General features: G+C 71.2%; 18 protein-coding genes, 1 tRNA gene and 2 pseudogenes. 8 read left to right on the forward strand and 13 right to left on the reverse strand.

What is annotated here, in order from left to right; genetic code table 11:
* Positions 1 to 19 precede the first annotated feature (19 nt).
* Positions 20 to 793 carry a sulfite exporter TauE/SafE family protein gene (locus ACZ68L_RS21325; RefSeq protein ID WP_469579185.1) on the forward strand — a complete coding sequence of 258 codons (774 nt, stop codon included), beginning with the start codon at positions 20 to 22 and terminating at the stop codon, positions 791 to 793.
* A gap of 108 nt (positions 794 to 901) precedes the next feature.
* On the opposite strand, the gene ACZ68L_RS21330 is transcribed toward ACZ68L_RS21325, so the two are convergent.
* Complete coding sequence (locus tag ACZ68L_RS21330) at positions 902 to 2,431, reverse strand: amino acid permease (RefSeq protein ID WP_469579187.1); 1,530 nt, start codon at positions 2,429 to 2,431, stop codon at positions 902 to 904.
* A gap of 87 nt (positions 2,432 to 2,518) precedes the next feature.
* Complete coding sequence (locus tag ACZ68L_RS21335; protein WP_469579189.1) at positions 2,519 to 3,526, reverse strand: hypothetical protein; 1,008 nt, start codon at positions 3,524 to 3,526, stop codon at positions 2,519 to 2,521.
* Positions 3,527 to 3,969: 443 nt separating this feature from the next.
* On the opposite strand from ACZ68L_RS21335, the gene ACZ68L_RS21340 reads away from it, so the two are divergent.
* The 3 genes from ACZ68L_RS21340 to ACZ68L_RS21350 are packed head-to-tail and all read left to right on the forward strand — an operon-like array spanning position 3,970 to position 8,097.
* On the forward strand, positions 3,970 to 5,403 hold the full coding sequence (locus tag ACZ68L_RS21340; protein WP_469579191.1) for an FGGY family carbohydrate kinase: 1,434 nt from the start codon (positions 3,970 to 3,972) through the stop codon (positions 5,401 to 5,403).
* Between the two features lie 19 nt (positions 5,404 to 5,422).
* A complete protein-coding gene (locus ACZ68L_RS21345; protein WP_469579193.1) occupies positions 5,423 to 6,868 on the forward strand; it encodes an FAD-dependent oxidoreductase in 1,446 nt (481 codons plus the stop codon).
* Positions 6,865 to 8,097, forward strand: a complete 1,233-nt coding sequence (locus ACZ68L_RS21350; RefSeq protein WP_469579195.1) for an NAD(P)/FAD-dependent oxidoreductase — start codon at positions 6,865 to 6,867, stop codon at positions 8,095 to 8,097. The genes ACZ68L_RS21345 and ACZ68L_RS21350 overlap by 4 nt, the downstream gene beginning before the upstream one ends.
* Positions 8,098 to 8,104: 7 nt before the next feature.
* On the opposite strand, the gene ACZ68L_RS21355 is transcribed toward ACZ68L_RS21350, so the two are convergent.
* Positions 8,105 to 8,593 carry a hypothetical protein gene (locus ACZ68L_RS21355; protein ID WP_469579196.1) on the reverse strand — a complete coding sequence of 163 codons (489 nt, stop codon included), beginning with the start codon at positions 8,591 to 8,593 and terminating at the stop codon, positions 8,105 to 8,107.
* An 80-nt stretch (positions 8,594 to 8,673) separates the two neighbouring features.
* Here ACZ68L_RS21355 and ACZ68L_RS21360 point away from each other — a divergent pair, with 80 nt between their 5' ends.
* Positions 8,674 to 9,435: a cobalt-precorrin-6A reductase gene (locus ACZ68L_RS21360; protein ID WP_469579198.1), complete on the forward strand. Its 762-nt coding sequence runs from the start codon at positions 8,674 to 8,676 to the stop codon at positions 9,433 to 9,435.
* A gap of 1 nt (position 9,436) precedes the next feature.
* Here ACZ68L_RS21360 and cobF read toward each other — a convergent pair whose 3' ends face one another.
* Positions 9,437 to 10,189 (reverse strand): precorrin-6A synthase (deacetylating), encoded by a 753-nt coding sequence (gene cobF / locus ACZ68L_RS21365; protein ID WP_469579199.1) that lies wholly within the window; start codon positions 10,187 to 10,189, stop codon positions 9,437 to 9,439.
* 76 nt (positions 10,190 to 10,265) lie between these two features.
* Positions 10,266 to 10,787 carry a DUF309 domain-containing protein gene (locus ACZ68L_RS21370; RefSeq protein ID WP_469579200.1) on the reverse strand — a complete coding sequence of 174 codons (522 nt, stop codon included), beginning with the start codon at positions 10,785 to 10,787 and terminating at the stop codon, positions 10,266 to 10,268.
* A 108-nt stretch (positions 10,788 to 10,895) separates the two neighbouring features.
* Between ACZ68L_RS21370 and ACZ68L_RS21375 the strand changes: the two genes are divergently transcribed.
* Positions 10,896 to 13,529, forward strand: a complete 2,634-nt coding sequence (locus ACZ68L_RS21375) for an ATP-binding protein (protein ID WP_469579201.1) — start codon at positions 10,896 to 10,898, stop codon at positions 13,527 to 13,529.
* Between the two features lie 50 nt (positions 13,530 to 13,579).
* Positions 13,580 to 13,653, forward strand: a tRNA-Pro gene (locus tag ACZ68L_RS21380).
* Between the two features lie 99 nt (positions 13,654 to 13,752).
* On the opposite strand, the pseudogene ACZ68L_RS21385 reads toward ACZ68L_RS21380, so the two are convergent.
* A pseudogene (locus ACZ68L_RS21385) lies at positions 13,753 to 13,956 on the reverse strand (site-specific integrase); the annotation flags it as partial.
* Here ACZ68L_RS21385 and ACZ68L_RS21390 point away from each other — a divergent pair.
* Positions 13,874 to 14,236 carry a hypothetical protein gene (locus ACZ68L_RS21390; protein ID WP_469579202.1) on the forward strand — a complete coding sequence of 121 codons (363 nt, stop codon included), beginning with the start codon at positions 13,874 to 13,876 and terminating at the stop codon, positions 14,234 to 14,236. The pseudogene ACZ68L_RS21385 and the gene ACZ68L_RS21390 sit on opposite strands and share 83 nt — an antisense overlap.
* A 704-nt stretch (positions 14,237 to 14,940) precedes the next feature.
* On the opposite strand, the pseudogene ACZ68L_RS21395 reads toward ACZ68L_RS21390, so the two are convergent.
* The 7 genes and pseudogenes from ACZ68L_RS21395 to ACZ68L_RS21425 form a co-directional block, all read right to left on the reverse strand.
* Positions 14,941 to 15,318: pseudogene (locus tag ACZ68L_RS21395) on the reverse strand (indole-3-glycerol phosphate synthase TrpC); the annotation flags it as partial.
* A gap of 133 nt (positions 15,319 to 15,451) precedes the next feature.
* Positions 15,452 to 16,159: an FAD-binding oxidoreductase gene (locus ACZ68L_RS21400; RefSeq protein ID WP_469579204.1), complete on the reverse strand. Its 708-nt coding sequence runs from the start codon at positions 16,157 to 16,159 to the stop codon at positions 15,452 to 15,454.
* Positions 16,156 to 16,815 carry a DsbA family oxidoreductase gene (locus ACZ68L_RS21405; protein WP_469579205.1) on the reverse strand — a complete coding sequence of 220 codons (660 nt, stop codon included), beginning with the start codon at positions 16,813 to 16,815 and terminating at the stop codon, positions 16,156 to 16,158. The genes ACZ68L_RS21400 and ACZ68L_RS21405 overlap by 4 nt, the downstream gene beginning before the upstream one ends.
* Complete coding sequence (locus ACZ68L_RS21410; protein WP_469579207.1) at positions 16,812 to 18,089, reverse strand: flavin-dependent oxidoreductase; 1,278 nt, start codon at positions 18,087 to 18,089, stop codon at positions 16,812 to 16,814. Before ACZ68L_RS21410 ends, ACZ68L_RS21405 begins: the two co-directional genes overlap by 4 nt.
* Complete coding sequence (locus tag ACZ68L_RS21415) at positions 18,086 to 19,213, reverse strand: monodechloroaminopyrrolnitrin synthase PrnB family protein (RefSeq protein ID WP_469579208.1); 1,128 nt, start codon at positions 19,211 to 19,213, stop codon at positions 18,086 to 18,088. The genes ACZ68L_RS21410 and ACZ68L_RS21415 overlap by 4 nt, the downstream gene beginning before the upstream one ends.
* A gap of 126 nt (positions 19,214 to 19,339) precedes the next feature.
* Positions 19,340 to 21,061 (reverse strand): polyketide synthase, encoded by a 1,722-nt coding sequence (locus ACZ68L_RS21420; RefSeq protein ID WP_469579210.1) that lies wholly within the window; start codon positions 21,059 to 21,061, stop codon positions 19,340 to 19,342.
* Positions 21,062 to 21,142: 81 nt separating this feature from the next.
* Complete coding sequence (locus tag ACZ68L_RS21425; protein ID WP_469579212.1) at positions 21,143 to 22,060, reverse strand: SDR family oxidoreductase; 918 nt, start codon at positions 22,058 to 22,060, stop codon at positions 21,143 to 21,145.
* Positions 22,061 to 22,117 lie beyond the last annotated feature (57 nt).

A 22,117-nucleotide genomic window follows, 5' to 3' on the forward strand; every position in this document is an offset into this window, starting at 1 on the left:
CCTACCATCTATTCCTGGCATGGACACTCTCACACTCTGGCAACTGGCCGCGCTCGCCGCGGCATCCGTTCTCGTCGGCTTCTCGAAGTCGGCCGTCAGCGGCGCCAATACGATCAGCCTGGCGGTCTTCGCGGCCGTACTCCCGGCCCGCGAGTCCACCGGAGTACTGCTCCCGATCCTCATCGCGGGCGATGTGCTCGCCGTTCTCATCTACCGGCGGCACGCCCACTGGCCGACCCTGCTGCGGCTCTTCCCCGCCGTGGCCGTCGGCGTGGTGGCGGGAACGGCCTTCATGATGTGGGCCGACGACGCGGCCGTACGGACGTCGATCGGCGCGATCCTGATCTTCATGGCAGGTGTCACCATCCGGCGGCGCAGGCCCGCGGCCACCGACCGGGAGACCACGGCGGAGTCCGGCGAACCACCGATGCGAGGCAGTGGCAGGTTCAAGGCCCGCTCGTACGGGGTGCTGGGCGGATTCACCACCATGGTCGCCAATGCGGGCGGCCCCGTCATGTCGCTCTATCTGCTCTCCGCCGGCTTCCGGAAGCTCGGCTTCCTGGGGACGTCGGCGTGGTTCTTCCTCATCGTCAACACGTCCAAGGTGCCGTTCAGCGTGGGCCTGGGCCTCATCGACGCACAGTCGCTGCTGCTGGACGCCTGCATGCTGCTGTTCGTCCTCCCCGGCGCGTACATCGGCCGCAGATGCGTGGACCGTATCAACCAGCAGCTCTTCGAGCAGTTGGTCATCGGCGCGACCGTCCTCGGCGGACTCCAGCTGCTCCTGCGCTGAACGCGCACGACGTTCCGTACCGCTCCGTCGTACACACGCCTCAGCCCTCCCCGACAGCTGCTCGCTGCGACCGGGGAGGGCTGAGAACAAGGCGTGGGCGGGGCCGGGTCAGACGATGCCTTCCTCGATCTCCGCCTGCTCGCGCGCGTTCCCGTACGCGGACGGCGTGCTGTACGAACCACGCGCGACGAACCACCAGACGGTGGCCAGAACCAGCACGGCGACCAGAGCGATCGACGCGTAGTTCATCGAGTCGACCGTCACCGGGGACGACTGGGGGAGCAGGAAGAGCACGGTCACGATGGCGACCCACACCACGGCGATCCAGCCGATCGGCTTGCTCCAGCGGCCCAGATGCCACGGCCCGCGCTCGAACCGGCCACCGGAGCGCAGCTTCAGGAAGATCGGGATCGCGTAGGCGGGCGTGATGCCGATGACGTTGATCGCGGTCACCGCACCGTACGCCGTGGCGGAGTACAGCGACGGCAGCGCCAGCACACCGGCGACGACGACCGACAGCCACACGGCGTTGACGGGCGTCTGGGTGCGCGCGCTCACCTTGCGCCACAGTGCCGAGCCTGGCAGAGCGTTGTCCCGGCTGAAGGCGAACACCATCCGGCTGGCGGCGGCGACCTCGGCGTTGCCGCAGAACAGCTGGGCCGCGATCACGATCAGCAGCAGGGCCGTGGCTCCGGAGGTGCCCAGCGCGTCGATCAGGATCTGGGCCGGCGGCACCCCGGTCGCGCTGTTCTGGGTGCCCGCGTAGTCCTGGATCGCGAAGGTCAGCCCGGCGAGCAGCGCGAAACCGGCGACCCAGGAGACCCAGATCGCGCGGACGATGCCCTTGGCGGCCGTCACCGAGGCGTTCGAGGTCTCCTCCGACAGATGGGCGGACGCGTCATAGCCGCAGAAGGTGTACTGGGCGAGGAGCAGACCGATCGCCGCCACGTACAACGGATTGTGCCAGCCCGTGTCGTTGACGAACTCGGTGAAGACGAACGAAGGCGACTGGTGGTGCGACGGCACGACCGTGAGCACGACGACGATCACCGCGACACCGGCGAGATGCCACCACACGCTGATGGAGTTGAGCACACTGACGAGGCGGACACCGAAAAGGTTCAGCACGGCGTGCAGCAGCAGGATGCAGAGGAAGATGATCATCGTCTTGCCCGGTGTGGGGGTGAATCCCCACTGCAGATTCATCAGCGCGCCGGTGAACAGCGCGGCACCGTAGTCGATACCGGCGATCGCACCGAGCAGACCGAGCAGATTCAGCCAGCCGGTGTACCAGCCCCACTTGCGACCGCCGAGCCGGTCGGCCATGTAGTACAGCGCCCCCGAGGTCGGGTAGGCGCTGGTGACCTCGGCGAGCGCCATGCCGACACAGAGCACGAAGAGCCCGACACCGGCCCAGCCCCAGAGCATCACCGCCGGGCCACCGGTGGACATGCCGAAGCCGTACAGGGTCATGCAGCCGGACAGGATGGAGATGACGGAGAAACTGATGGCGAAGTTGCCGAAGCCGCCCATGCGCCGGGCGAGCACGGGCTGATAGCCGAGTTCACGCAGCCGCTCCTCCTCGTCCTTCGGCGGGATGGCCTCCGCACCCGACTGGGTCGGGCTGGATATGGACATGGGAAAACCTCCATGAGGAGTGATGGGGACGGGAAGGAATGCGGTCGGTCCGAAGCGGGGAGGCGGCTCGGCGCGCGGCGCCATGGCTCAGCCGTGGGGCCCCCGTCCGGGGGCGCGGGACACCGCGAGGCAACGGCTGCGGGCGCGCAGGAAGACTTCCTCGGCGGCACCCGGGGCCTTGGGATCCCGCGTGCGGTACACCCAGGGAACGGAGGTGAAATAGGGCCCGAGTTCCTGGAACACCGGTGCGGCGTCAGCGAATTGGAGGGCACCCCACAGGGCGTGGGCCAGATGGTTCAGGTCGAGCAGGGAATGGGAGATCGGGGGCGTACGGCGGAACCAGAGCTCCAGTGACCGAGCCGCGTCCCGCTCCGCGTCCTCGGTGACCCAGTGGAGATCCAGGGCCTTCTCGTGCCCGCGCTCGCGCCGGTAGCGCTCGACCCGCACATACAGGGGCAGCGCGTGCAGCGCGGATCCCTCGGGAGCGGAAGAGGCCGCCCACTGAACGAAGTTGACCGCCTCGGAGAGTGATCCGCCGGCCTTCCGCGCGTACACGAACTGGAGCATCCGGTGGTAGGCCTCGCGGTTGTACGGATCGCGTTTGTCGGCCTCCGCCAGCAGCCCCCACGGGCCGGGGAAGAGCATAGGCCCCGGCGGATGCAGCCGGTGCTCCTCCAGTCGCTGGTGCTCGTCCAGCTGGGACAGGGCCAGCAGGCACACCCAGGGCACCGGGTCGGCGGGCGAGGTGTGTGCGGCCGTCCGGCAGGCTCCCCAGGCTTCCTGCCACAGCTCCTGCGCACGGTGATGGCCCTCGCGGTGGGCCCGCACGGCCCGCTCCACGACGACCCGTGCCTGCATCACGGCGGCGGCGACGCTCCGGGGCTCCTCGGCCAGCCAGGCCTGCACCGCGTCCGAACCGGCGGCGATGGCCCCGAGCACCTGGGTGCGCTGCGTCCACAGGGTCCAGTCCGGCGTACGCTCCAACAGGTCGCGCATGGACAGCCAGCGTCCGGTGCGCAGATCCTGTAACGCGACACGCAATTCGTTGTCATGACCGGCCGGGTGATAGACCGGCCGGAATTCACTGTTGGCCATGGACACGCCCTGCCCACGTGCGGCCGGACGGGGTGCGACGGATGCGGGATCTCCTCAGCACGTCACGCAGCCCGGCGGTGGCATGGAACCCGTGCAGAAGTGGAAGGTCCGGGACTTGAGGTCTCGGAGCTCGGGAAGGGGTGTCGGTGTCATCAATCCTCAAGGACGTGGGGGGTGAGGCAGTTGTTGAAGAACGAACTGCTCGAAAGCGTCCGGTTGTTGCTCGGCGGTGAGTGTAAGGCCACTTGCCCCGAACTCCGGACCGATTCGCGGATCTTACTCAAGTCGACTCATCAGTACGGACGTTGATCGGCATCCGGCTGTTCCGGACGCGCCCCCGGACGGCCCTTGACGTACGCGGTGGTCTGCACCACTCTGGGCGGCGGAGACCAATGATCACGATTCCGTTCAAGCCGTAGAGCTTTCGCACGACTGGAGTGTCGATGACAGGCCCGGTACTCGCGGTGGACCAGGGCACGTCGGGAACGAAGGCTCTGGTGGTCTGCCCGGAGCGTGGCGTGATCGGTTCCGGTTCGGCGCCCGTTCGGCCGCGTCATGGCGCCGGGGGAGCGGTTGAGGTCGACCCCGCCGAACTGCTCGGCTCGGTCGTCGAGGCCGGGCGTCGGGCGCTGTGCGAAGCGGGTGAGCCGGTGGCCGCCGTCGGCCTCGCCAACCAGGGCGAGACGGTGCTCGCCTGGGATCCGGACACCGGGCGCCCGCTCACCGAAGCGATCGTCTGGCAGGACCGGCGCTCAGCGCCTCTGTGCGCCGAACTTGCCGCGCACGAGGAAGAGTTGGCCCGCATCACCGGGCTGCCGCTCGATCCGTACTTCGCTGCGCCCAAGATGGCCTGGATCCGGCGCGAGCTGACCCGTGAGGGCGTGGTCACCACCAGCGACTCCTGGCTCGTCCATCAGCTGACCGGCGCGTTCGTCACGGACGCGGCGACCGCGGGACGCACCCAGCTGCTCGACCTCGACCGGGTCCGCTGGTCACCCGAGGCCCTGGACGTCTTCGGCCTCGGCGACGAACACCTCCCGGCCGTCGTCGACTCCGACGGCGTCGTCGGTACCACGACCGCCTTCGGCGGCGAACTCCCGCTCACCGGACTCCTCGTCGACCAGCAGGCCGCCCTGCTCGCCCAGAACGCCCTCGACCCCGGCAACGCCAAGTGCACCTACGGAACCGGCGCCTTCCTGCTCGCCCAGACCGGTCCGGCCCCCCGTCGCGGGTCCACCGGACTGGTCAGCTGCGTCGCCTGGCGGCTCGGCGGCCGCACCAGCTACTGCCTCGACGGACAGGTCTACACCGCCGCGTCCGCCGTCGACTGGCTCACCGGCCTGGGGGTGATCTCGGGTGCGGCGGACCTCGACCCGGTCGGCGCCACCGTCCCCGGCTCCGGCGGCGTCACGTTCGTACCGGCGCTCGCCGGTCTCGCCGCCCCCTGGTGGCGCGGCGACCTGCGCGGATCGGTGACCGGCCTCGGCCTCGACACCACCGCGGGCCATCTGGTGCGCGCCCTGTGCGAAGGCATCGCCGCACAGGTCGTCGAACTCGCCGAGGCGGTCGCGACCGACCTGGGCTCCCCGCTGACCTCGCTCCGCGTCGACGGAGGCCTGACCCGCTCCGCACTGCTCATGCAGACCCAGGCCGATCTGTTGCAACGCCCCGTCGAGGTGTCCGCGCTGCCCGATGTCACCGCACTCGGCGTCGGGGCCGTCGCCCGTCTCGGCCTCGACCCCCGGCTCCCGCTCCGGCAGGCCATACCCGAATGGAAGCCCTCCGCCGTGTACGAACCCCGGATCGGCGCCGACGAGGCGGCCGAACGCCTCGCCGGATTCCGCGCGGCCGTGCAGACCCTGCTGGACCGTGCCTGATACGCACGAGAGTCACGCGATGAACCGCACGATCACCACAGTCGGAGCCCTGCCCGCCGACCTGCCCGGGAGCCCGTCGGCGGGCCTGGCCGATCCCGCCGCCTACGACGTGGCCGTCGTCGGCGCGGGCGTCGTCGGCACCGCCATCGCCCGCGAACTGGCGCGCTACCGGCTGCGCATCGCCCTCGTCGAAGCCTCGGACGACATCGGCAACGGCACATCGAAGGCCAACACGGCCATCCTGCACACCGGGTTCGACGCCGTACCGGGCTCGCTGGAAGCCCGGCTCGTACGCGAGGGACAGCGCTGGCTCCGCTCGTACGCCGCCGAGACCGGCATCCCGGTCGAACGGGTCGGCGCGCTCCTCGTCGCCTGGGATCAGGAACAACTGGACGCTCTCCCCGCCCTGTTGGCGAAGGCCGAACGCAACGACCACCACGCGGCCCGCCTCCTGGACGCCGAAGAACTGCGGGCCCGCGAACCCCATCTCGGGCCGGGCGCCCTCGGCGCGCTCGAAATCCCCGACGAAAGCATCATCTGCCCCTGGACGACGCCACTCGCCTACGCCACGCAGGCCGTGCGGGCCGGAGTCCATCTGCACCTCAACTGCCGGGTGCGGCACATCGACAGCGACGAGGACGTCCACACCCTCACCACCTCGCGAGGGCCGCTGCGCACCCGCCATCTGATCAACGCCGCCGGACTGTACGCCGACGAACTCGACCGGGAACTCGGTCACGACGCCTTCACCGTCACCCCGCGCCGTGGCCAGCTCATCGTCTTCGACAAGCTCGCCCGCGACCTCGTCAGCCACATCCTCCTGCCCGTGCCCACCGCAGCCGGCAAGGGTGTCCTGGTCGCACCGACCGTCTTCGGCAACGTGCTACTCGGCCCCACCGCCGAGGAACTCGACGACAAGACCGCCACCGGATCGACCGCGGACGGCATCGCGCTGCTGCGCGAGAAGGGCCGCCGCATCCTGCCCGCGCTGCTCGACGAGGAGGTCACGGCCGTCTACGCCGGACTGCGCGCCGCCACCGGCCAGGAGGACTACCGCATCCAGGACCACCCGGACCGGCGCTACATCGCCGTCGGCGGCATCCGCTCCACCGGACTCACCGCCTCCATGGCCATCGCCGCACACGTCGTCGAACTGCTCGGCGCATCGGGCCTCGATCTCGGTACGCCGTCCGAACTGCCGCCCGTCACCATGCCCAACCTCGGCGAGGCGTTCCCACGCCCGTACCAGGACGCCGGACTGATCGCCGGGGACGTGGCCTACGGCACAATCGTCTGCCACTGCGAACGGGTCACCGCGGGCGAGATCAGGGACGCCCTCGGTGCGACGATCCCGCCGCACTCCCAGGACGGCCTGAGCCGCAGGACCAGAGCGGGCAACGGGGGTTGTCAGGGGTTCTACTGCGGGGCCGCGGTTCGCGCACTGTTCGAGGAGGCCCGGCCATGACCCGGCGCGAGCGTACGGTCGACGTTCTGGTCATCGGGGGCGGTCCGGCCGGTCTCGGCGCCGGGGCCGAACTCGCCGCGTCCGTCGCGGGCCGGGTCGAGATCCTGGAGCGGGAACAGACCGCGGGCGGCATCCCGCGCCACTGCCTCCACGGCGGATTCGGCGGTCGGACCGCCAGGGGAGGGCTCACCGGACCCGCGTACGCCCGGGAGTGTGTGGCCGCGGCCGAACGGGCCGGAGCCGTCCTGCGCACCGGCGTGGCCGTCACCGGCTGGGCCGGGCCGCTGACCGTCGACACCACCGCACCGACCGGGCTGGAACGCATCACCGCCCGCGCCGTCGTCCTCGCCACCGGCGCCCGTGAACGTCCCCGCAGCGCCCGCCTCGTGCCCGGCACCCGTCCGCCCGGCGTCTACACCACCGGCGAACTCCAGCAGGCTGTCCATCTCCACCGACAGCGCATCGGCACCCGCGCGGTCGTCATCGGTGACGAGCCCGTCAGCCGTGCCGCGGCGGACACCCTGCGTGTCGCCGGCCTGGACGTCGTCGCCATGGTCACCGACCGGCCGCCGTCCGGTCTCACCGCACCGCACCGACTCCGGGACCGCACCCCGCTCCTCACCCACGCCACCGTCACCGGCCTGACCGGCCGGGAACGGCTCACCGGAGTCGCACTGCGGCACCACGACGGCCGGACCACGACGCTGCGTTGCGACACGGTCGTCTTCACGGGAGACTGGATCCCCGACCACGAACTGGCCAGGCGCGGCGCGGTCACGCTGGACCCCGGCACCCGCGGCCCCGCCCACGACGCCTCGTACCGCACGACCGCGACAGGCGTCTTCGCCGTCGGCAATCTGCTGCACGGTGTGGAGCGCGCCGGCGTCGCGGCAGCCGAGGGCCGGGCCGTCGCCGTCGCCGTGCTGCGTCATCTGGGCGCGGAGGCCTGGCCCTCGAACCGGCCTTCGCTGGCGGTCGACGCCCCGTTGCAATGGATCGCGCCCAATCTCGTCGGTCCCGGTGGCGACACCCCGCTCCGTGGCCGGTTCACCCTGCGTACCGCCCGAAGACTGCTGTCGCCACTGCTCGTCGTCCGACAATGCGGTCGCGAGCTCCACCGCCAACGGCTGCTGCTGCCTGCCGTACCGGGCCGCCCGTTCCATCTGCGTGCCGACTGGCTCGACCGGGTCGATCCGCACGGCGCGAACGTGCGGATCGCGGTCCTCTGACCATGCGTCAGGGAATGAGCAGCCAGTCCGAACCGATCGCCGCCAGCAGCCCGACGACCAGTAGCCAACTGCCCAGCCGGGTACGGCCGTTCCTGCTGAGTTCGAGCACGATCCCGCACAGGATCAGCGCGAGCCCATAGACCCCGACCACCAGCACCGACGACCGGCTGGCGATCCGCAGCGCGAGAACGACCGCCATCGCCGCCATGCCGATCGACGAGAGAACGATGCGCAACCGTCTCGCCTGACGCGGTGTCAGCCGACGTTCCGCCGCCTCGGGAGCGGTCTCCGGATCAGCCGCGGGAGCCTCCTGCGGAGCGCTCTCCGCAGTGGCCTCGGGAACCGGGCGCGCACGCGTGTGCGAAGCAGATTCCGGCTCCGTCTCGGGAGCTGTCGCGGGAACGGCCTCCGGAACAGTCTCGGGAGCCGTCTTCGATGCGGCCGCCGGATCGGCTATCGGGGTGTCCACGGCCTGGTCCTGGTCAGAAGTGCTCATGACGCCGGATGGTAATGGCTGCGGGCCGCCCAGTTCACCGCTCCGGGCGGTGGACGGAGAAAGTGACGTAGGTTCGGTGCATGCCCGGCCACATCCTCATCCTCGGCGGTACGACCGAAGCCCGGCAGCTCGCCGCCGAGCTGACCGGGCTCGGCGGCGAGGCGACCGCGCGCGTCACCACCTCGCTGGCCGGCCGGGTCGCCCGGCCACGGATGCCCGCGGGCGACGTACGCATCGGCGGCTTCGGCGGCCCCCGGGGCCTCGCCGACTGGTTGCGAACCCACGGCGTGGACACCGTCGTCGACGCCACCCATCCGTTCGCCGACGCCATCAGTGCCAACGCCGCCGAAGCCGCGAAGGCCACCGGCACCGCACTGTTCGCACTGCGCCGCCCCGGCTGGACGGCGGGCCCCGACGACCACTGGCACCACGCCGACGACCTCGCGCACGCCGCCGCCCGACTGCCCGCCCTGGGCCGCCGGATCTTCCTCACCACCGGCCGCCTCGGCCTGGCCGCCTTCGCCACCGCCTCCGGCGCGGACCGGCTCCACTTCCTCGTACGGTCCGTGGACCCGCCGGAGCCACCGCTGCCCCGCCACACCGCGGTGCTCCTCGACCGCGGTCCGTACACCGTCGAGGGCGAGACGGCGCTGCTGCGCGACCACGGCATCGACGTCCTCGTCACCAAGGACAGCGGCGGCCCCGCCACCGCGGCGAAGCTCACCGCCGCGAGGAACCTCGGGCTGCCCGTGGTCGTGGTCCGCCGACCGCCGCCGCCCGACGGCGTGCGTGTCGTGCGCGATGTCGCCGCCGCGCTCCGACTGCTGTGTCAGGAAGGCTGATTCAGCCGCGACGCAGCAAATAGGTATCCATGATCCAGCCCTTTCGGGCCCGCGCCTCGGCCCGCAGTTCCTCGATCCGGTCCGACACCTCGGCGAGGAGTCCGGAGACCAGGATCTCGTCGGCGGTCCCCACATACGCACCCCAGTAGATGTGAAGATCCTGGTCCAGATGGCGAGTGAACGCCTGCCGCGCGTCGAGCATCACCACCACGTCGTCCACCCCCTCGGGCCAGCCCTCGGCCAGCCGCCGGCCCGTCGTGATCTGTACCGGACGCGCCACCCGGTTCAGCCCCGTCCGGTGCTTGGCGAGCAGCGCGGAGACACTGCTGATCCCGGGGACCACCTCATGGTCGAAGGCGACCGCACCCCGGTCGATGATCTCTTCGAGGATGCCGAGCGTGGAGTCGTACAGCGCGGGATCGCCCCACACCAGGAACGCCCCGCACTCGTCCTCACCGAGTTCCTCCGCGATGAACCGCTCGTACAGATCCGCGCGGCGCCTGCGCCAGTCGTCCACGGCGGGTGAGTAGTCCGACGTCCTGCGGTCGCGCTCCGGATCCCGCGCCTCGATCAGCCGGTACGCGCCCTTCACGTGTACGTCGAGGATGTCCCGCCGCAGCCCGGTCAGATCGGACTTCTCCTCGCCCTTGTCGAGGATGAAGAACGCATCCGCCCTGTTCAACGCCTTGACGGCCTGCAGGGTCAGATGGTCGGGGTCGCCCGCGCCGATACCGATGACATAGATCTTTCTCACCGCACCGAGTCTGCCCCATGCCCCATCGCCCCCGCCGTCCGGGCCGCCCCGTGCGCCATCGCCTCCGCCGTCCGGGCTACGGCTCCAGGGGCCGCAGACGGGGCGCCTCGACGGCCGCGTCCACGGGTTCGGCACTCGGCCCCCGTCCGTCAGCCGCGCCGCCGCCCGGCTCCACCCGCCCCGCCAGCTCCCCGGCCCAGCCGATCAGCTCGTCGACCCCGATTCCGTAGGGCCGGGTGGCCCCGTACTCCGCGAGCGCCGCCGCGCCGCGCCGCAACAGCCGGGCCCCGCCGGTCGTGTTGCCCCGCGCCGCGTGCGTCAGCCCCACGGCCAGCTGTGCGAGCCCGCGCCACAACGCCCGCTCCGTCACCGGCCGTGACTTCCACGCGTCCTCGAACACCTCGTGCGCATGGAACGGCATCCCCGAGTCCAGCAGCCGCTGTGCCTCACACAGCGTCTCGTCGGGTGTACGGACCACCCCCTCCGGCTGCCGCTCCACTCCCGGAGTCCCGTACGGCAGCGGACGTCCCAGCCCGTCACGGGGGCGCGCATTGCGCGCCCGGCCCTCGGCGTCGCGGTCGCGGTGAGTCTCATCCACCCCTCGATTGTGCCCCGCACCTGCGGCGAACCGTCCGAACCACTGTCCGTGGACCCCCGCGCACGACTAGTGTCGACAGTCATCCGCACCATTTTGGGGAGGGTAGGGATGAAGCAGTCCCGGCCACTGTACGAGCGCGAACCGGAACTCGCCGCTGCCGCACAAGCCGTGGATGCCCTGTGCGGCGCCCAGGCAGCCGGCGGGCTGCTGATCTTCAGCGGTGAGGCAGGCATCGGCAAGACAGCACTGCTCACCGAGATCCAGACGATGGCTGTCGACCGCTGCACGGTCTGGTCCGCACGCGGCGGTGAAACGGTCACATCGGTGCCGTTCCACGTCGTACGCCAACTGCTGCAGCCCGCCCTCGACCAGTTCCCGCCCGACGAGGTGCGGACCCTGTTCGGGGCCTGGTACGAGATCGCCGCGCCCGCACTCGGGCTCGCGCAACCGACCGGCCCGCAGGCGGATCCGCAAGGTGTGCGGGACGGCCTCGATTTCGTCGTCTCCCGCCTCGCGTCCCGGCTCAGCAGCCGTCCGCTGTTGCTCGTCATCGACGACGCGCACTGGGCGGACGGCGAATCCCTCGCCTGGCTGGCCTCGTTCACCGCCCGCCTCGGTGAACTGCCCGTCCTGGTCGTCCAGGCCCACCGGCCGGAGGAGCTGGCGGCGCGCCAGAAGGAGAGCGGAGTGGGCAGCTCCCATCCTTCCCAGGTCAGGGTGGCGCTGCGCGCCCTCACCCCGGACGCCACCGCCGAATTGGTCCGTGCGTCCCTCGGGGAACACTCCGACGCTCCGTTCTGCCGCGAGGTGTGGGCCGTCACTGGCGGCAATCCCTACGAGGCGGTCGAACTCGTCGCCAAGGTCCAGGACCGCCAACTGGCACCGCTGGAGGAGTCGGCCGGGCTGCTGCGCGAACTCGGCGCGTCGGCCCGCGGCAGCGGCCTCGTCGCCCGGCTCGAAAGGCTCGGTACCAACGCCAACCGGTTCGCCTGGGCCGCCGCGGTCCTCGGCACGGACATCTCGCAGGATCTCGCCGCCACTCTCGCCGGAATGAGTCCCGCCGAGGCGGCCGACTGCACGGCGCGGCTGCGCGAGGCCCGTATCGTCACCGGCTTCGACCCGTTGGAGTTCGTCCACCCGCTGATCGCCACCGCGGTCTACCGCTCGATCCCGCCGGCGACCCGCACCGCCATGCACGGCCGGGCGGCCTGGGCGATCACCCGGGCCGGCCTCGGCGCCGCGGCGGCCTCCCGGCACCTCCTCGAAGTCCATCCGGACGACGACCAGGAACTGGTCGAACAGCTCCGCGACGCAGCCAAACAGCATCTCGCGGTCGGTGCCCCGGAGGCCGCCCGGCGCTGCCTCGAACGCGCCCTGGAGGAACCGCCGCGCCCACGCGTGCAGGCAACCCTGCTGTACGAACTGGGCTGCGCCACGCTGCTCAGCTCCCCGGCCACCACCGTCCGGCACCTGCGGGCCGCCCTCGACATGCCGGGACTCGACGACGACCAGCGGGTCGACGCCACCTACCGGCTGGCGGCCGCGCATTCGCACAACAACCAGCTGAAGGAGGCGGCCACCGCCCTCGCCGCCGAGGCGGCGCGCACCGCGCCCGGCCCCGGCCTGATGCGACTTCAGGCCGCCCACTTCCTCTGGGAGGGCATGCAGGCCACCGAGGACGACGGACCCGCCCGCTCCAGCAGGCTCGCCCGGAACGCCGACCATCTCTCCGGCCGTGACAACGCAGAGCGCGCCCTGCTCACGCTCCGCGCCTTCGACGCCATGATGCGCGGCGAGAACTCCCAGCTCATCGTCGACCTCTGTGAACGTGCCCTGGTCGACGGCCACCCCGCCCGCGGGCTCGGCTGGACCGACACGGAATGGGGCTTCGAGCTCCCGACCCTCGTCGGCATCACCTACGCCTTCACCGACCAGCTCGACCGTGCCGAGGAACTGTTCGGCGAGGCCGTCCGCGCCTTCGAGATCTCCGGCTGGAGCGGTGCCCACCTCGCGTTCGCGCACACCCTGCTCGGTCTGGTCCACCGACGCCGAGGCCGACTCGCCGAGGCGGAGGGCTTCCTGCGTGAAGGGCTGCGCCTCGCCGACCGTGTCGGCAGCGGTCTCCCCGTCCACTGGGACGCGGCCTGTCTCCTGATCGACACGCTGACCGCCCGCGGCCGTGTCACGGAGGCCCGCGAGATCGCCGACCGCTACGACTTCGGCCCGCCCTATCCCAGCGCGATGGTGCTGCCCGACGCGCCGTGCCTGCGCGGCCGACTGCTGCTGGCCGAAGGCCGTACGGAGGAGGCGGTCACCGAACTCGAAACGGCCCGCCGCGCCCTCGAAGCACGAGGCAGGTTCAACGGCGTATGGGCTCCCTGGGCCGGTGATCTCGCCCGCGCCCTGGCCGAGGAGGATCCGGGCCGCGCCGCCCAAATCGCCACCTCTGCCCGGGTGTACGCCGAGCGCTTCGGTACGGACACCGCGATCGGTGAGGCCCTGCGCTGTGTCGCGCTCTTCGCACGTCCTGAGGACGCCGTCCATCTGCTGGCCGAGTCGGTCCGCCATCTGGAGGCGTCCCCGTCCGCGTACGAACATGCCCTGGCTCTCGTCGACTACGGCATCGCGATCCGCTCCCCGCGCGAACTCGCCAGGGCCCAAAAACTGGCCACGGCCTGCGGCGCCGAATCTCTGGCCAACCGCGCCCACCAGGCACGGGCGTCGATCCGGCCCTCGGAGTGAGGTAATGTTTGCCCTGCGCAGCCGCCCGGGAAAACCGGGGGGAATCGCATCGGGACGTGGCGCAGCTTGGTAGCGCACTTGACTGGGGGTCAAGGGGTCGCAGGTTCAAATCCTGTCGTCCCGACTGGAGACAGTCGCAGGTCAGGGCCGGTTTCGGAGACATCCGAAACCGGCCCTTGGTCATTCTTGGGGACCAGTTGGGGACCAGCCTCCTTGACCGGCGTCAGCGGGTCATGACGATCGGGCCCGGCAGGGAGCGTGGTGCGCGCACCACGCTGAGGTGCGCGGAGAGCGCTGCGCCGCCAGCCGTGATCTTGTGTACGTCCGGGTGAAGGTAGTGCTGGGTGGTGGTCGGTGACCCGTGGCCGACGATCCTGCGTAGGACGTGCACTTGGACTCCGGCGTCGGCAAACCAGGCCGGTCCGGTCGTCGGCTGGAGCCTGACCGATCCCGCGAGCTATCTGACTACCGGTTACGCCGCACCCAACCCCGCCCCGCCGTCCTCGGCCACCCGTCGGCTGCTCAGCGCATGCCTGGACCTGATCACTGATCCGCTGCTCGAAGAGGTGCGGGACCGCGAGCCGGACGCGCCGGCCCGGCTCCGGACGGTCCACCAGGCCCTGCAGACCCAGCGCCAGGACCGGCACCGAGCCGACGCGATGCTCGCGCTCATCGCCAACTTGGTGGAGGACTACAGGAACTGGTGACGGTCAGCTGAAGAAGCCGAGGCGAACCTGGCACTGTAGGCAGTGTTTCGTGGATTCCGCCGGTTGCGAGCGGTCGCGTAGTTCCACATCTTGGCTGAGACCGGTGACGGGCCGCCCGCTGCTGAGTGCGGGGCTGGTCCGGCCGGTCAAGGATGCTTTCGGTGTCGATTCGCGCCAGTCGGCGGCCTTCTGTCGCGCTGTCGTAGGTTCAGCCTTCCGGTGACAGCGGCTGCTGGCACGCTCCGGCAAATCGGGCCCGTCTCGACCGTGACGCTCCGGACGCCCGAGGTGTCGCATGCCGAGCCGAGAACCCGGTTCCGGCCTGCGGCTTCTCCGTGCTTCGCGGCCTGCGACATCTTTTCGATGACGTCGCACGTGGAGTGCGTAGCCATTCTGGAGCCTGCCGACAAGGGCGCCTGACCTGCGGTTCTGTGGTCCGGGTGGGTTGCTCGACCTGTTTCCCTCTGTGCAGCGGGTCGAGCGGACGGCTTGCCCCTCGTAGCCTCCTGACCTGCGAATTCACCTGGTAGGCGCTTGCGTCGGCGACGCCTTCAGGGTCTCGTTCGGAGATTCTTGACGCTCGGATGACGCTCGAAACGGAAGCGATACCGCCGAACCGCCGAGCGGTATGCCCGGACATGCGCCGGCCGGTTCGAGCGGCCCGCCCGGCGGGCCGGGGTGGCTCTTCCGCACGGTGTGCCTGATATCAGCGGCCCGTCCAGCGCCGCCACGATCAGCAGCACGAGGTCTGCTCCGTGCGCCCGCGCCTCCCACAGCTGGTACGGCTCCACGACGAAGTCCTTGCACAGCACCGGCAGCGTCACCCGCGCCCGTACGGCGGCCAGATCCTCGACCGAGCCACCGAAGCGGCGCCGCTCGGTCAGCACGCTCACCGCGGTGGCCCCGCCCGCCTCGTACTCAGCCGCCAGAGCGCCCGGGTCGGCGATCGGGGCGAGGACGCCTTTGGAAGGGCCGGCCCGCTTCACCTCCGCGATGACATGCAGCCGCCCCTTCTCCCCGAGCAGCTCAGCCGCCGGGAGCGGCGGCGCCGCGGCCCCGGCCAGCTCCCGCATCTCCCGCATCTCCCGCTCGGGGCGGGCCGCACGCCGTACGGCGAGTCCGGCACACCACGCTGCTGACGAGCAACTCCTTCGGCGGGGCGGGCAGGAGCCGGCCCGGGTCGGCGCCTTTCGCGTCGGGGGAGCGGAACCAGTATCAGGTCGCCACCCCGAAGTTGCCCCCGCCGCCGCCCGTGTGTGCCCACCACAGATCGCGCCGTGGGTCGTCCTTCTCACGGGTGGCGACCACCGCACGGGCCGTACCCGACCGGTCGACCACGACGACCTCCACGGCATGGAGATGATCGACCGTCAGGCCGTGGAGCCGGTTGAGGGGGCCGTAGCCGCCCCCGCTTATATGGCCGCAGACGCCCACCGTCGGGCAGGAACCCGCCGGCAGGGCGACGCCCCAGCGCTTGAAGAGCTGCTCGTTGACCTGGCCCAGCCTGGCACCCGCACCCACGGCCAGGGCGCCCAGCCGCGTGTCGTGGGTGATGGAATCGAGGGCGGACAGGTCGATCACGGCACGCACGTCGCGGCCCGACACGAAGTCCTCGAAGCAGTGCCCCCCGCTGCGCACCGCGATCCGGCGGCCCGAGTCGACCGCCTGCTGCACGGCCGCCACGACCTGCCCGGTGGTGCGCGGCACCCTGATCCAGTCCGGTGTGCCGGCCCAGCGCTGATTCACGCCTCTGGAGAGGTCCCCGTACTGCACGCCGTCGGGGCCTATCAGCTGCCCGGCATCGATGTCCGGGCCGCCTCGGCCCTGTGCCGTGGCGGTGGTGGCACCGGCGACACCGGTGGCCGAAGCCGCTCCCAGAAGCACGGTCCTGCCGAGGAGCTGTCGCCTCGTGCTGGTGTTCATCCCTGGTCCTCCCCGGCGGTGCCGGACGTATCGGATGCGTGCGCGAGTGCGCTGCGGTAGACCTCGGGGTCCTCTTGCGCCCCCTCGACGCGCTGCGCACCGCCGAAGACGATGAGGGGGACCCGGGTGACGCCGGCGGAGAGGGCCGCGCCGATCTCGTGGCGGACCTCGGCCAGCCCCTCGTCCGAGGCAAGCAGATCCGTGGCCCGCGCCCGGCCGAAACCGGCCCGCACCGCGCGGTCCTTCAGCAGAGCCGGGTCCGAGACATCACCGTTCTGCGTGAAGTAGGCCGCGAAGAGCAGCTCCTCGAGCCGGCTCTGAACGCTTCGGCCGTACTCGCGCCCCGCGAACCACAGCAGCCGGTGGGCCTGAAGCGTGTTCGCCGCGAAGCCCGTGCGGTTGTGTAAGGCGATGCCGTGCCGGCTGCCCGCCTCGGTCACCTCCTTGCTCATCGTCTCGGCCGCCTCCTGCCCGTACTTGCCCGCCAGCCAGTCGAGCATCGGCATCGGCTCGGCCGGCTGCTCCCCGTCGATCTGGTACGGGTGCAGCACGATGTCGACGTCGTGGCGGCCCGCCGCGGCCAGGCCCAGTTCGAAGGTGCGCTTGGTGATGTAGCACCACGGACAGGAGATGTCCGACCAGATGTCGACCCTCATCGGTGTGTCCCCGTTCCTGCCGCCGCACCCGGCGGCGTCATCGTGTTCACGGTGTTGGCGTCGAAGCCGCCGAGCCGGGCGAAGTCGGCCGAGATGTCCTCCAGTTCGCTGCCCGGGAAGACCTCCCCGATGTCGGAGAACCCCTCTGGCGCCCGCTCGTGCGCCAGGTCGATCACGACCTCCGGGCCCCGCCTGCGTGTGCTGCGCTGGAGGCGGGTGAGCGCCGGAAGTCGTTCGGCCTCGTACGCGGCGAACGCCTGGGCCACCTCGGTGTGCCGGGCCAGGTGTGCGGCCAGCACACGGGCGTCCACGATGGCCTGCGTCGCTCCGTTGGACCCCATCGGGTACATGGCGTGGGCGGCATCGCCGATCAAGGTGACCGCGCCGTGACTCCACCGGGGGAGCGGGTCGCGGTCGACCATGGGATAGATGTACGCCTCGGTCGCCGTACGGATCAACGCGGGCACATCGAGCCAGTCGAAGGCCAGATCGGCGAAGTGCCCGGCGAAGGACTCCGGCGCCACGGAACGATTCCAGTCCGCGTCCTCGAACGCCGCACCCGGCTCGGCCGCCTTGGCGACCGCCCAGTTCATCAGCACCCGGCCGTGGTCGTCGACAGCCGACATCGGGTAGACGACGGCACGGCGCCGGTCGTCACCGGCGATCACCATCGACCGGCCATCCAGGAAGGGCGGCGCCCACGTCGTGCCCCGCCAGACCACCAGACCGTTCCACGGCGGCGGCCCCTCACCGGGACCGAGCACGGAGCGGACCGCGGAGCGGATGCCGTCGGCACCGATCAGCCCGTCCGCGTCCACCGTGGACGTCGTGCCCGCCACGGGGTGACTTGCAGTCACCCGCACACCACCGTGGCTGTGGACGACGTCCTCGACCCGGGTGTCGGTGACGACGGCGTCCGGCCCCAGCCGCTCGCGGACGGCCTCGGCCAGCACCGCCTGGAGCCGACCGCGGTGGATGGAGAGCTGCGGCCACCGGTGGCCTGCGGCCAGGCCCCGCGGTTCGCGCCAGATGAGCTGGCCGTGCCGGTTGTAGTAGCCCAGGTCGCCGGTGGCGACCGAGATATCGGTGAGTCTCGCCAGCAGGCCCAACTCATCCAGCTCCTTCACCGCGTTGGGCAGGATGTTCAGCCCGACGCCGAGCGGACGGATCTCGGGTACGGCCTCCAGGACGCGCACGTCGTCGATGCCCTCGGCGTGCAGGCTGAGCGCGGCGGTCAGACCGCCGATGCCGCCGCCGGCGATGAGGAGTGTCACGCGGTCCTCCCCTGGGCACGTTCGGACTCGCCCCTCGACGCCCCGGCGGCGGGGGGCTGGTGGCCCTGGCGCGCGCCGGTGAGCCGGGCGGTGGTACGGGTCAGGTCGATGATCTGCTTCAGCAGGTCGACACTGGCCCCGCCGCTGCCGACCGGGAAGAGGCGCAGATCGGCGTCGTACGCCTTGCGCGCGATGCCCAGATGGCGGCCGCGGAACACGACGATCACCCGCAGCAGCCGGGCGAGCGCCCCGGCCCCGGCCCGCAGGTCGGGCATCCGGCGCTCGGCCTCGGTCGCGTCGTCCCCGTACGCCTCGACCAGGCGGGACACCACTGACGGCACCCGGGTCCAGTCCTCGTACAGCTCACGCCAGCGTGGCAGGCTGTACGGCACCGAGTCACGCAGGAACTCCTCGTACGCGGGCTCACTGCGGTCCGACGCCCAGATGGCCTGGTCGATCAGCCACAGCGGGACCTGGGCCGCGGCCGGCCCCAGCAGCACCTTTTCCCCGACGGTGATCTCGTCGAAGTAGGCACGCAGTTCCCGTGCGAAGAACTCGGGCGTGACGTTGGCGACCACCATGCCGATCGAGGTCACCATGGTCTCCACATGGTCGGTCAGCTCCTGCATCAGCAGGGCGAACTTCGGGTCGTGGACCTCGGTCTGGCTGAGGACGGCGCACAGCTCGAGGCCCTCGCGCAGATGCGGGAAGACCATCCGGACCGACTCCTGCAGGTACGCCTCCTGCACATCGCCGAGGTACATGCGCTGACGGCCGCCCGAGGGGTTCCAGGTGCAGTAGTGGTGCACGACGTCGCGCGGCACCATGTCGGTGTCGCGCCCCAGGACGCGCAGAACCGGCAGGACTTCGGGGACCAGGGTCAGCGGCTCCGGTCCGTGGCGCTTGATGGAGCCGAGGAACATCCCGAGGTCGCGCATGGCCGCGACGGACTGCTGCGGGTCGAATCCCTCGGCGGTGTCCAGGTGCGGCACGAGCCGGCGCAGACCGGCGACCATGGCCGGCACGTCCGCTCGCGCGTTCTGCTCACGCAGCAGGAAACAGGCCTGGTCGGCGGCCAGCGGGTCGAGGTCCTGGATGGCCGCCACGCGTATGGAACTTCCCATGTCTATGTCGGTGATCATTGTCATCGCTCTCTTCGGCTGTACGGGCCAGGGCTGTGGCACATGGGTACGGCGCGGGCCGGGCACGCCCCAGGGGCGTGCCGCCGCTGCCCGCGTCGGAGTGGTCTGTCAGTGGTCCGTGGAGTTGATCAACGGGTGGTGGGTGGGTCGCCAGGGATGGGCGGGGAGGGTGACCACCGCTCCGGCCGCGGGGAACGCGGCCGTGAAGCCCTCGGTGCACGCGTCCGTCTGCGCCAGGTGGCTGCCGTCCGGTGCGTCGAGCCGGCTCAGCAGGGCGCGGCGCAGCTCCGCGTGGCAGGCGCCGTGCACGGTCAGACCGTGGGCGTGACGCGTGCGGCGGGTGGTGGCGGTCCAGCAGATGTCCTGCGCCCGGTCGTGCCGGCCCGCGCCGTCGGGCGCCAGATGGGTGGCGTACGCCCGGACGAGGTCGTGCAGTGCGGCATGGCTGGGCGCGGTCAGAGTCAGCGGCCAGGGGCCGGCATCCCGCGCCGCGTCGACCGGTGTTCCCGGCGCGTCGAGGCGGGTGAGCACGACGTGGGCGTTGACCCCTGAGATGCTCTGGCCGTTCACCGCGACCGTCGGCCGGCGGTCCGGTGCGCCCAGCGGCTCCATCGCGGTGGGGACGGCCAGCGGGACCCGGGCCCAGTCCACCGCGGGTGACGGTTCGTGGAAGTGCAGGCTGGGCGGGACCTGCCCGTGCTCCAGACACAGGACGGCCTTGATGATCCCGACGACTCCGGCCGCGGCCTCGGTGTGACCGATGTTGCTCTTCGCCGAACCGACGAGGCAGCGGCGTCCGGGGCGACGGCCCTGGGGAAGCACGTCGTTGAGCGCGCCGAGTTCGACGGCGTCGATGCGGGTTCCCGTGCCGTGGGCCTCGACGTAGTCGACCTCCCCGGCGCTGACACCGGCGTCCTCGTACGCCCAGCGCATCGCCCTCGCCTGGCCGGCGCGGGACGGGTCGAGCAACTGGTCCTTGTCCGCACCGTCGTGGCTCAGTGCGCTGCCGAGGATCACCGCGCGCACCCGGTCGCCGTCCGCCAGCGCCCGGTCCAGCCGCTTCAGCACGACCACGGCGACGCCGTCCGAGCGTACGAAACCGTCCGCACCGGCGTCCCCGAAGGCGCAGTGGCCGGCTTCGGACAGCACGCCGGCGCCGGCGAACATACCGGTCGCGTCAGGACCCAGGACCAGATTTGCGCCGCCCGCGACGGCGAGCGCCGACTCGCCTGCCCGTAGGCTCAGGCAGGCCAGGTGCAGGGCGGCCAGCGAGGACGCCTGGGCCGCGTCGACTGTCACGCTCGGGCCGTGCAGTCCGAGGTGGTACGAGAGCCGTCCCGCGAGCATGGACCGCTGATGGGTGCCGGCCAGGCAGCCCAGGTCCAGGGAATCGCCCCGGCCGTCCCGTGTCCGGTCCCAGTTGTCGCCGTGCGCCTGGCCGACGTAGACGGCCGTTCGGGCCGCATTCCACTCGGTGGGCAGGATACCCGCGTCCTCCAGCGCCTCCCAGGCCACCGGCAGCAGCACCCGCTGCTGAGGGTCCATTACTTCGGCATCCTGCGGAGCGATGCCGAAGAAGCCGGCGTCGAACGACTCGACGTCGTCGATGAAGCCCCCGCGCATCGTGTCGTACGCCGGCCCGTCCGCACCAGGAAATCGATTCTTCGGGATGCGGCGGATCGCGTCGGCGCCCCGGCACAGTTGCTTCCACAGAGCCTCCGCCGAGCCGGCGCCAGGCAGTCTGCACCCGATGCCGACCACGGCGACCGGTGCGCCCGACTGCCGTGAGCCGTCTGTCCAGGGCAGCGCGGGGCCACCGAAGTCCGTCATGATTCATCCCCCGTGATTCACATGATCGTTGACGCTGTCCGGCGGGCGGGCACGACATGGTGTCCGCCCGCCGGACGCGTGTCAGGCGGCGCGGCCCGACCAGATGTCCCAGTTCTGCGCCTTGACCCACTCGACCGTGGACGTCAGCTGTACGCCGAGCACACGCTCCGTCGTCGCGGGTTCGGCCGCCAGCAGTTCTTGGTCCCCGGCCGCGACATGGTGGTAGATGCCGGCCACCCCGGCTGCCGACTCCGCGCCGAGCACCTGGCCGAGGCCGGCCTCGAAGTCCTCGACGCCGAGCGGGAGGTAGCGGACCTCGCGTCCCAGTGCGTCGGCGAACGCCGCCGCCAGCTCGGTGCCGGTCAGGACATCGGCGCCGCCGACGTCCACAGCCCGGCCCGCGAGCCCTTCGGCCTCCGCCGCCGCGGCGAGCACCTGAGCCAGATCCGCGTGCGACATCCAGGCCACCCGCTGTTCGGCGGGCAGTGGGTAGGCCAGTACGCCGTCGTTGACGAGCGCCGGGCCGTTCCACGGGCTGAAGAGGTTGTCGAGGTAGACGGGCGGCCGGACCGACACCGTGGGCAGCCCGCTGTCGAAGAACACCTGCTCGGCGAGGCGCCGGGTCTCGAAGCCCGCACGGCTGGTCCGCGACTCCGGCAGGGGGGTGTTGACGTTGTAGACCAGGCGGTTCACCCCGGCCTCGCGGGCGGCTTCGGCGATGTTGCGTGCATAGGCGAGCACGGTGTCCGTCTCGTAGACGAGCGGCAGGGTCACGACCGCGTGCGTGACACCCACGAAGGCGCGGCGCATGTCCTCGGAGCTGCCGAGGTCACCCTTGGCCGGGAGCCAGGCGCGTCCTTCGTCGCCGGCCGGCTTGTCGGTATCGCGTACCAGACCACGCACCTCGTGCCCGCGCGACGCGAGCAGCCGGGCAACGGCCCCGCCCTGGAAGCCGTTGGCCCCGGTGACCAGGTACCGCTTCGGCTGGTCCTCACTCATATGTCGTCTGCCTTTCTGCGTTCATTACTCGTCCGTGCGGCATGGGGCTCGACACGG

The sequence above is a fragment of the Streptomyces sp. NPDC104309 genome (assembly GCF_055584025.1).

Bases quoted from the DNA above. Each gene is read 5' to 3' on its own strand.
- ACZ68L_RS21325 (WP_469579185.1), top strand. From the start codon at position 20: ATGGACACTCTCACACTCTGGCAACTGGCCGCGCTCGCCGCGGCATCC.
- ACZ68L_RS21330 (WP_469579187.1), bottom strand. From the start codon at position 2,431: ATGTCCATATCCAGCCCGACCCAGTCGGGTGCGGAGGCCATCCCGCCG.
- ACZ68L_RS21335 (WP_469579189.1), bottom strand. From the start codon at position 3,526: ATGGCCAACAGTGAATTCCGGCCGGTCTATCACCCGGCCGGTCATGAC.
- ACZ68L_RS21340 (WP_469579191.1), top strand. From the start codon at position 3,970: ATGACAGGCCCGGTACTCGCGGTGGACCAGGGCACGTCGGGAACGAAG.
- ACZ68L_RS21345 (WP_469579193.1), top strand. From the start codon at position 5,423: ATGAACCGCACGATCACCACAGTCGGAGCCCTGCCCGCCGACCTGCCC.
- ACZ68L_RS21350 (WP_469579195.1), top strand. From the start codon at position 6,865: ATGACCCGGCGCGAGCGTACGGTCGACGTTCTGGTCATCGGGGGCGGT.
- ACZ68L_RS21355 (WP_469579196.1), bottom strand. From the start codon at position 8,593: ATGAGCACTTCTGACCAGGACCAGGCCGTGGACACCCCGATAGCCGAT.
- ACZ68L_RS21360 (WP_469579198.1), top strand. From the start codon at position 8,674: ATGCCCGGCCACATCCTCATCCTCGGCGGTACGACCGAAGCCCGGCAG.
- ACZ68L_RS21375 (WP_469579201.1), top strand. From the start codon at position 10,896: ATGAAGCAGTCCCGGCCACTGTACGAGCGCGAACCGGAACTCGCCGCT.
- ACZ68L_RS21400 (WP_469579204.1), bottom strand. From the start codon at position 16,159: ATGAACACCAGCACGAGGCGACAGCTCCTCGGCAGGACCGTGCTTCTG.
- ACZ68L_RS21405 (WP_469579205.1), bottom strand. From the start codon at position 16,815: ATGAGGGTCGACATCTGGTCGGACATCTCCTGTCCGTGGTGCTACATC.
- ACZ68L_RS21415 (WP_469579208.1), bottom strand. From the start codon at position 19,213: ATGGGAAGTTCCATACGCGTGGCGGCCATCCAGGACCTCGACCCGCTG.
- ACZ68L_RS21420 (WP_469579210.1), bottom strand. From the start codon at position 21,061: ATGACGGACTTCGGTGGCCCCGCGCTGCCCTGGACAGACGGCTCACGG.
- ACZ68L_RS21425 (WP_469579212.1), bottom strand. From the start codon at position 22,060: ATGAGTGAGGACCAGCCGAAGCGGTACCTGGTCACCGGGGCCAACGGC.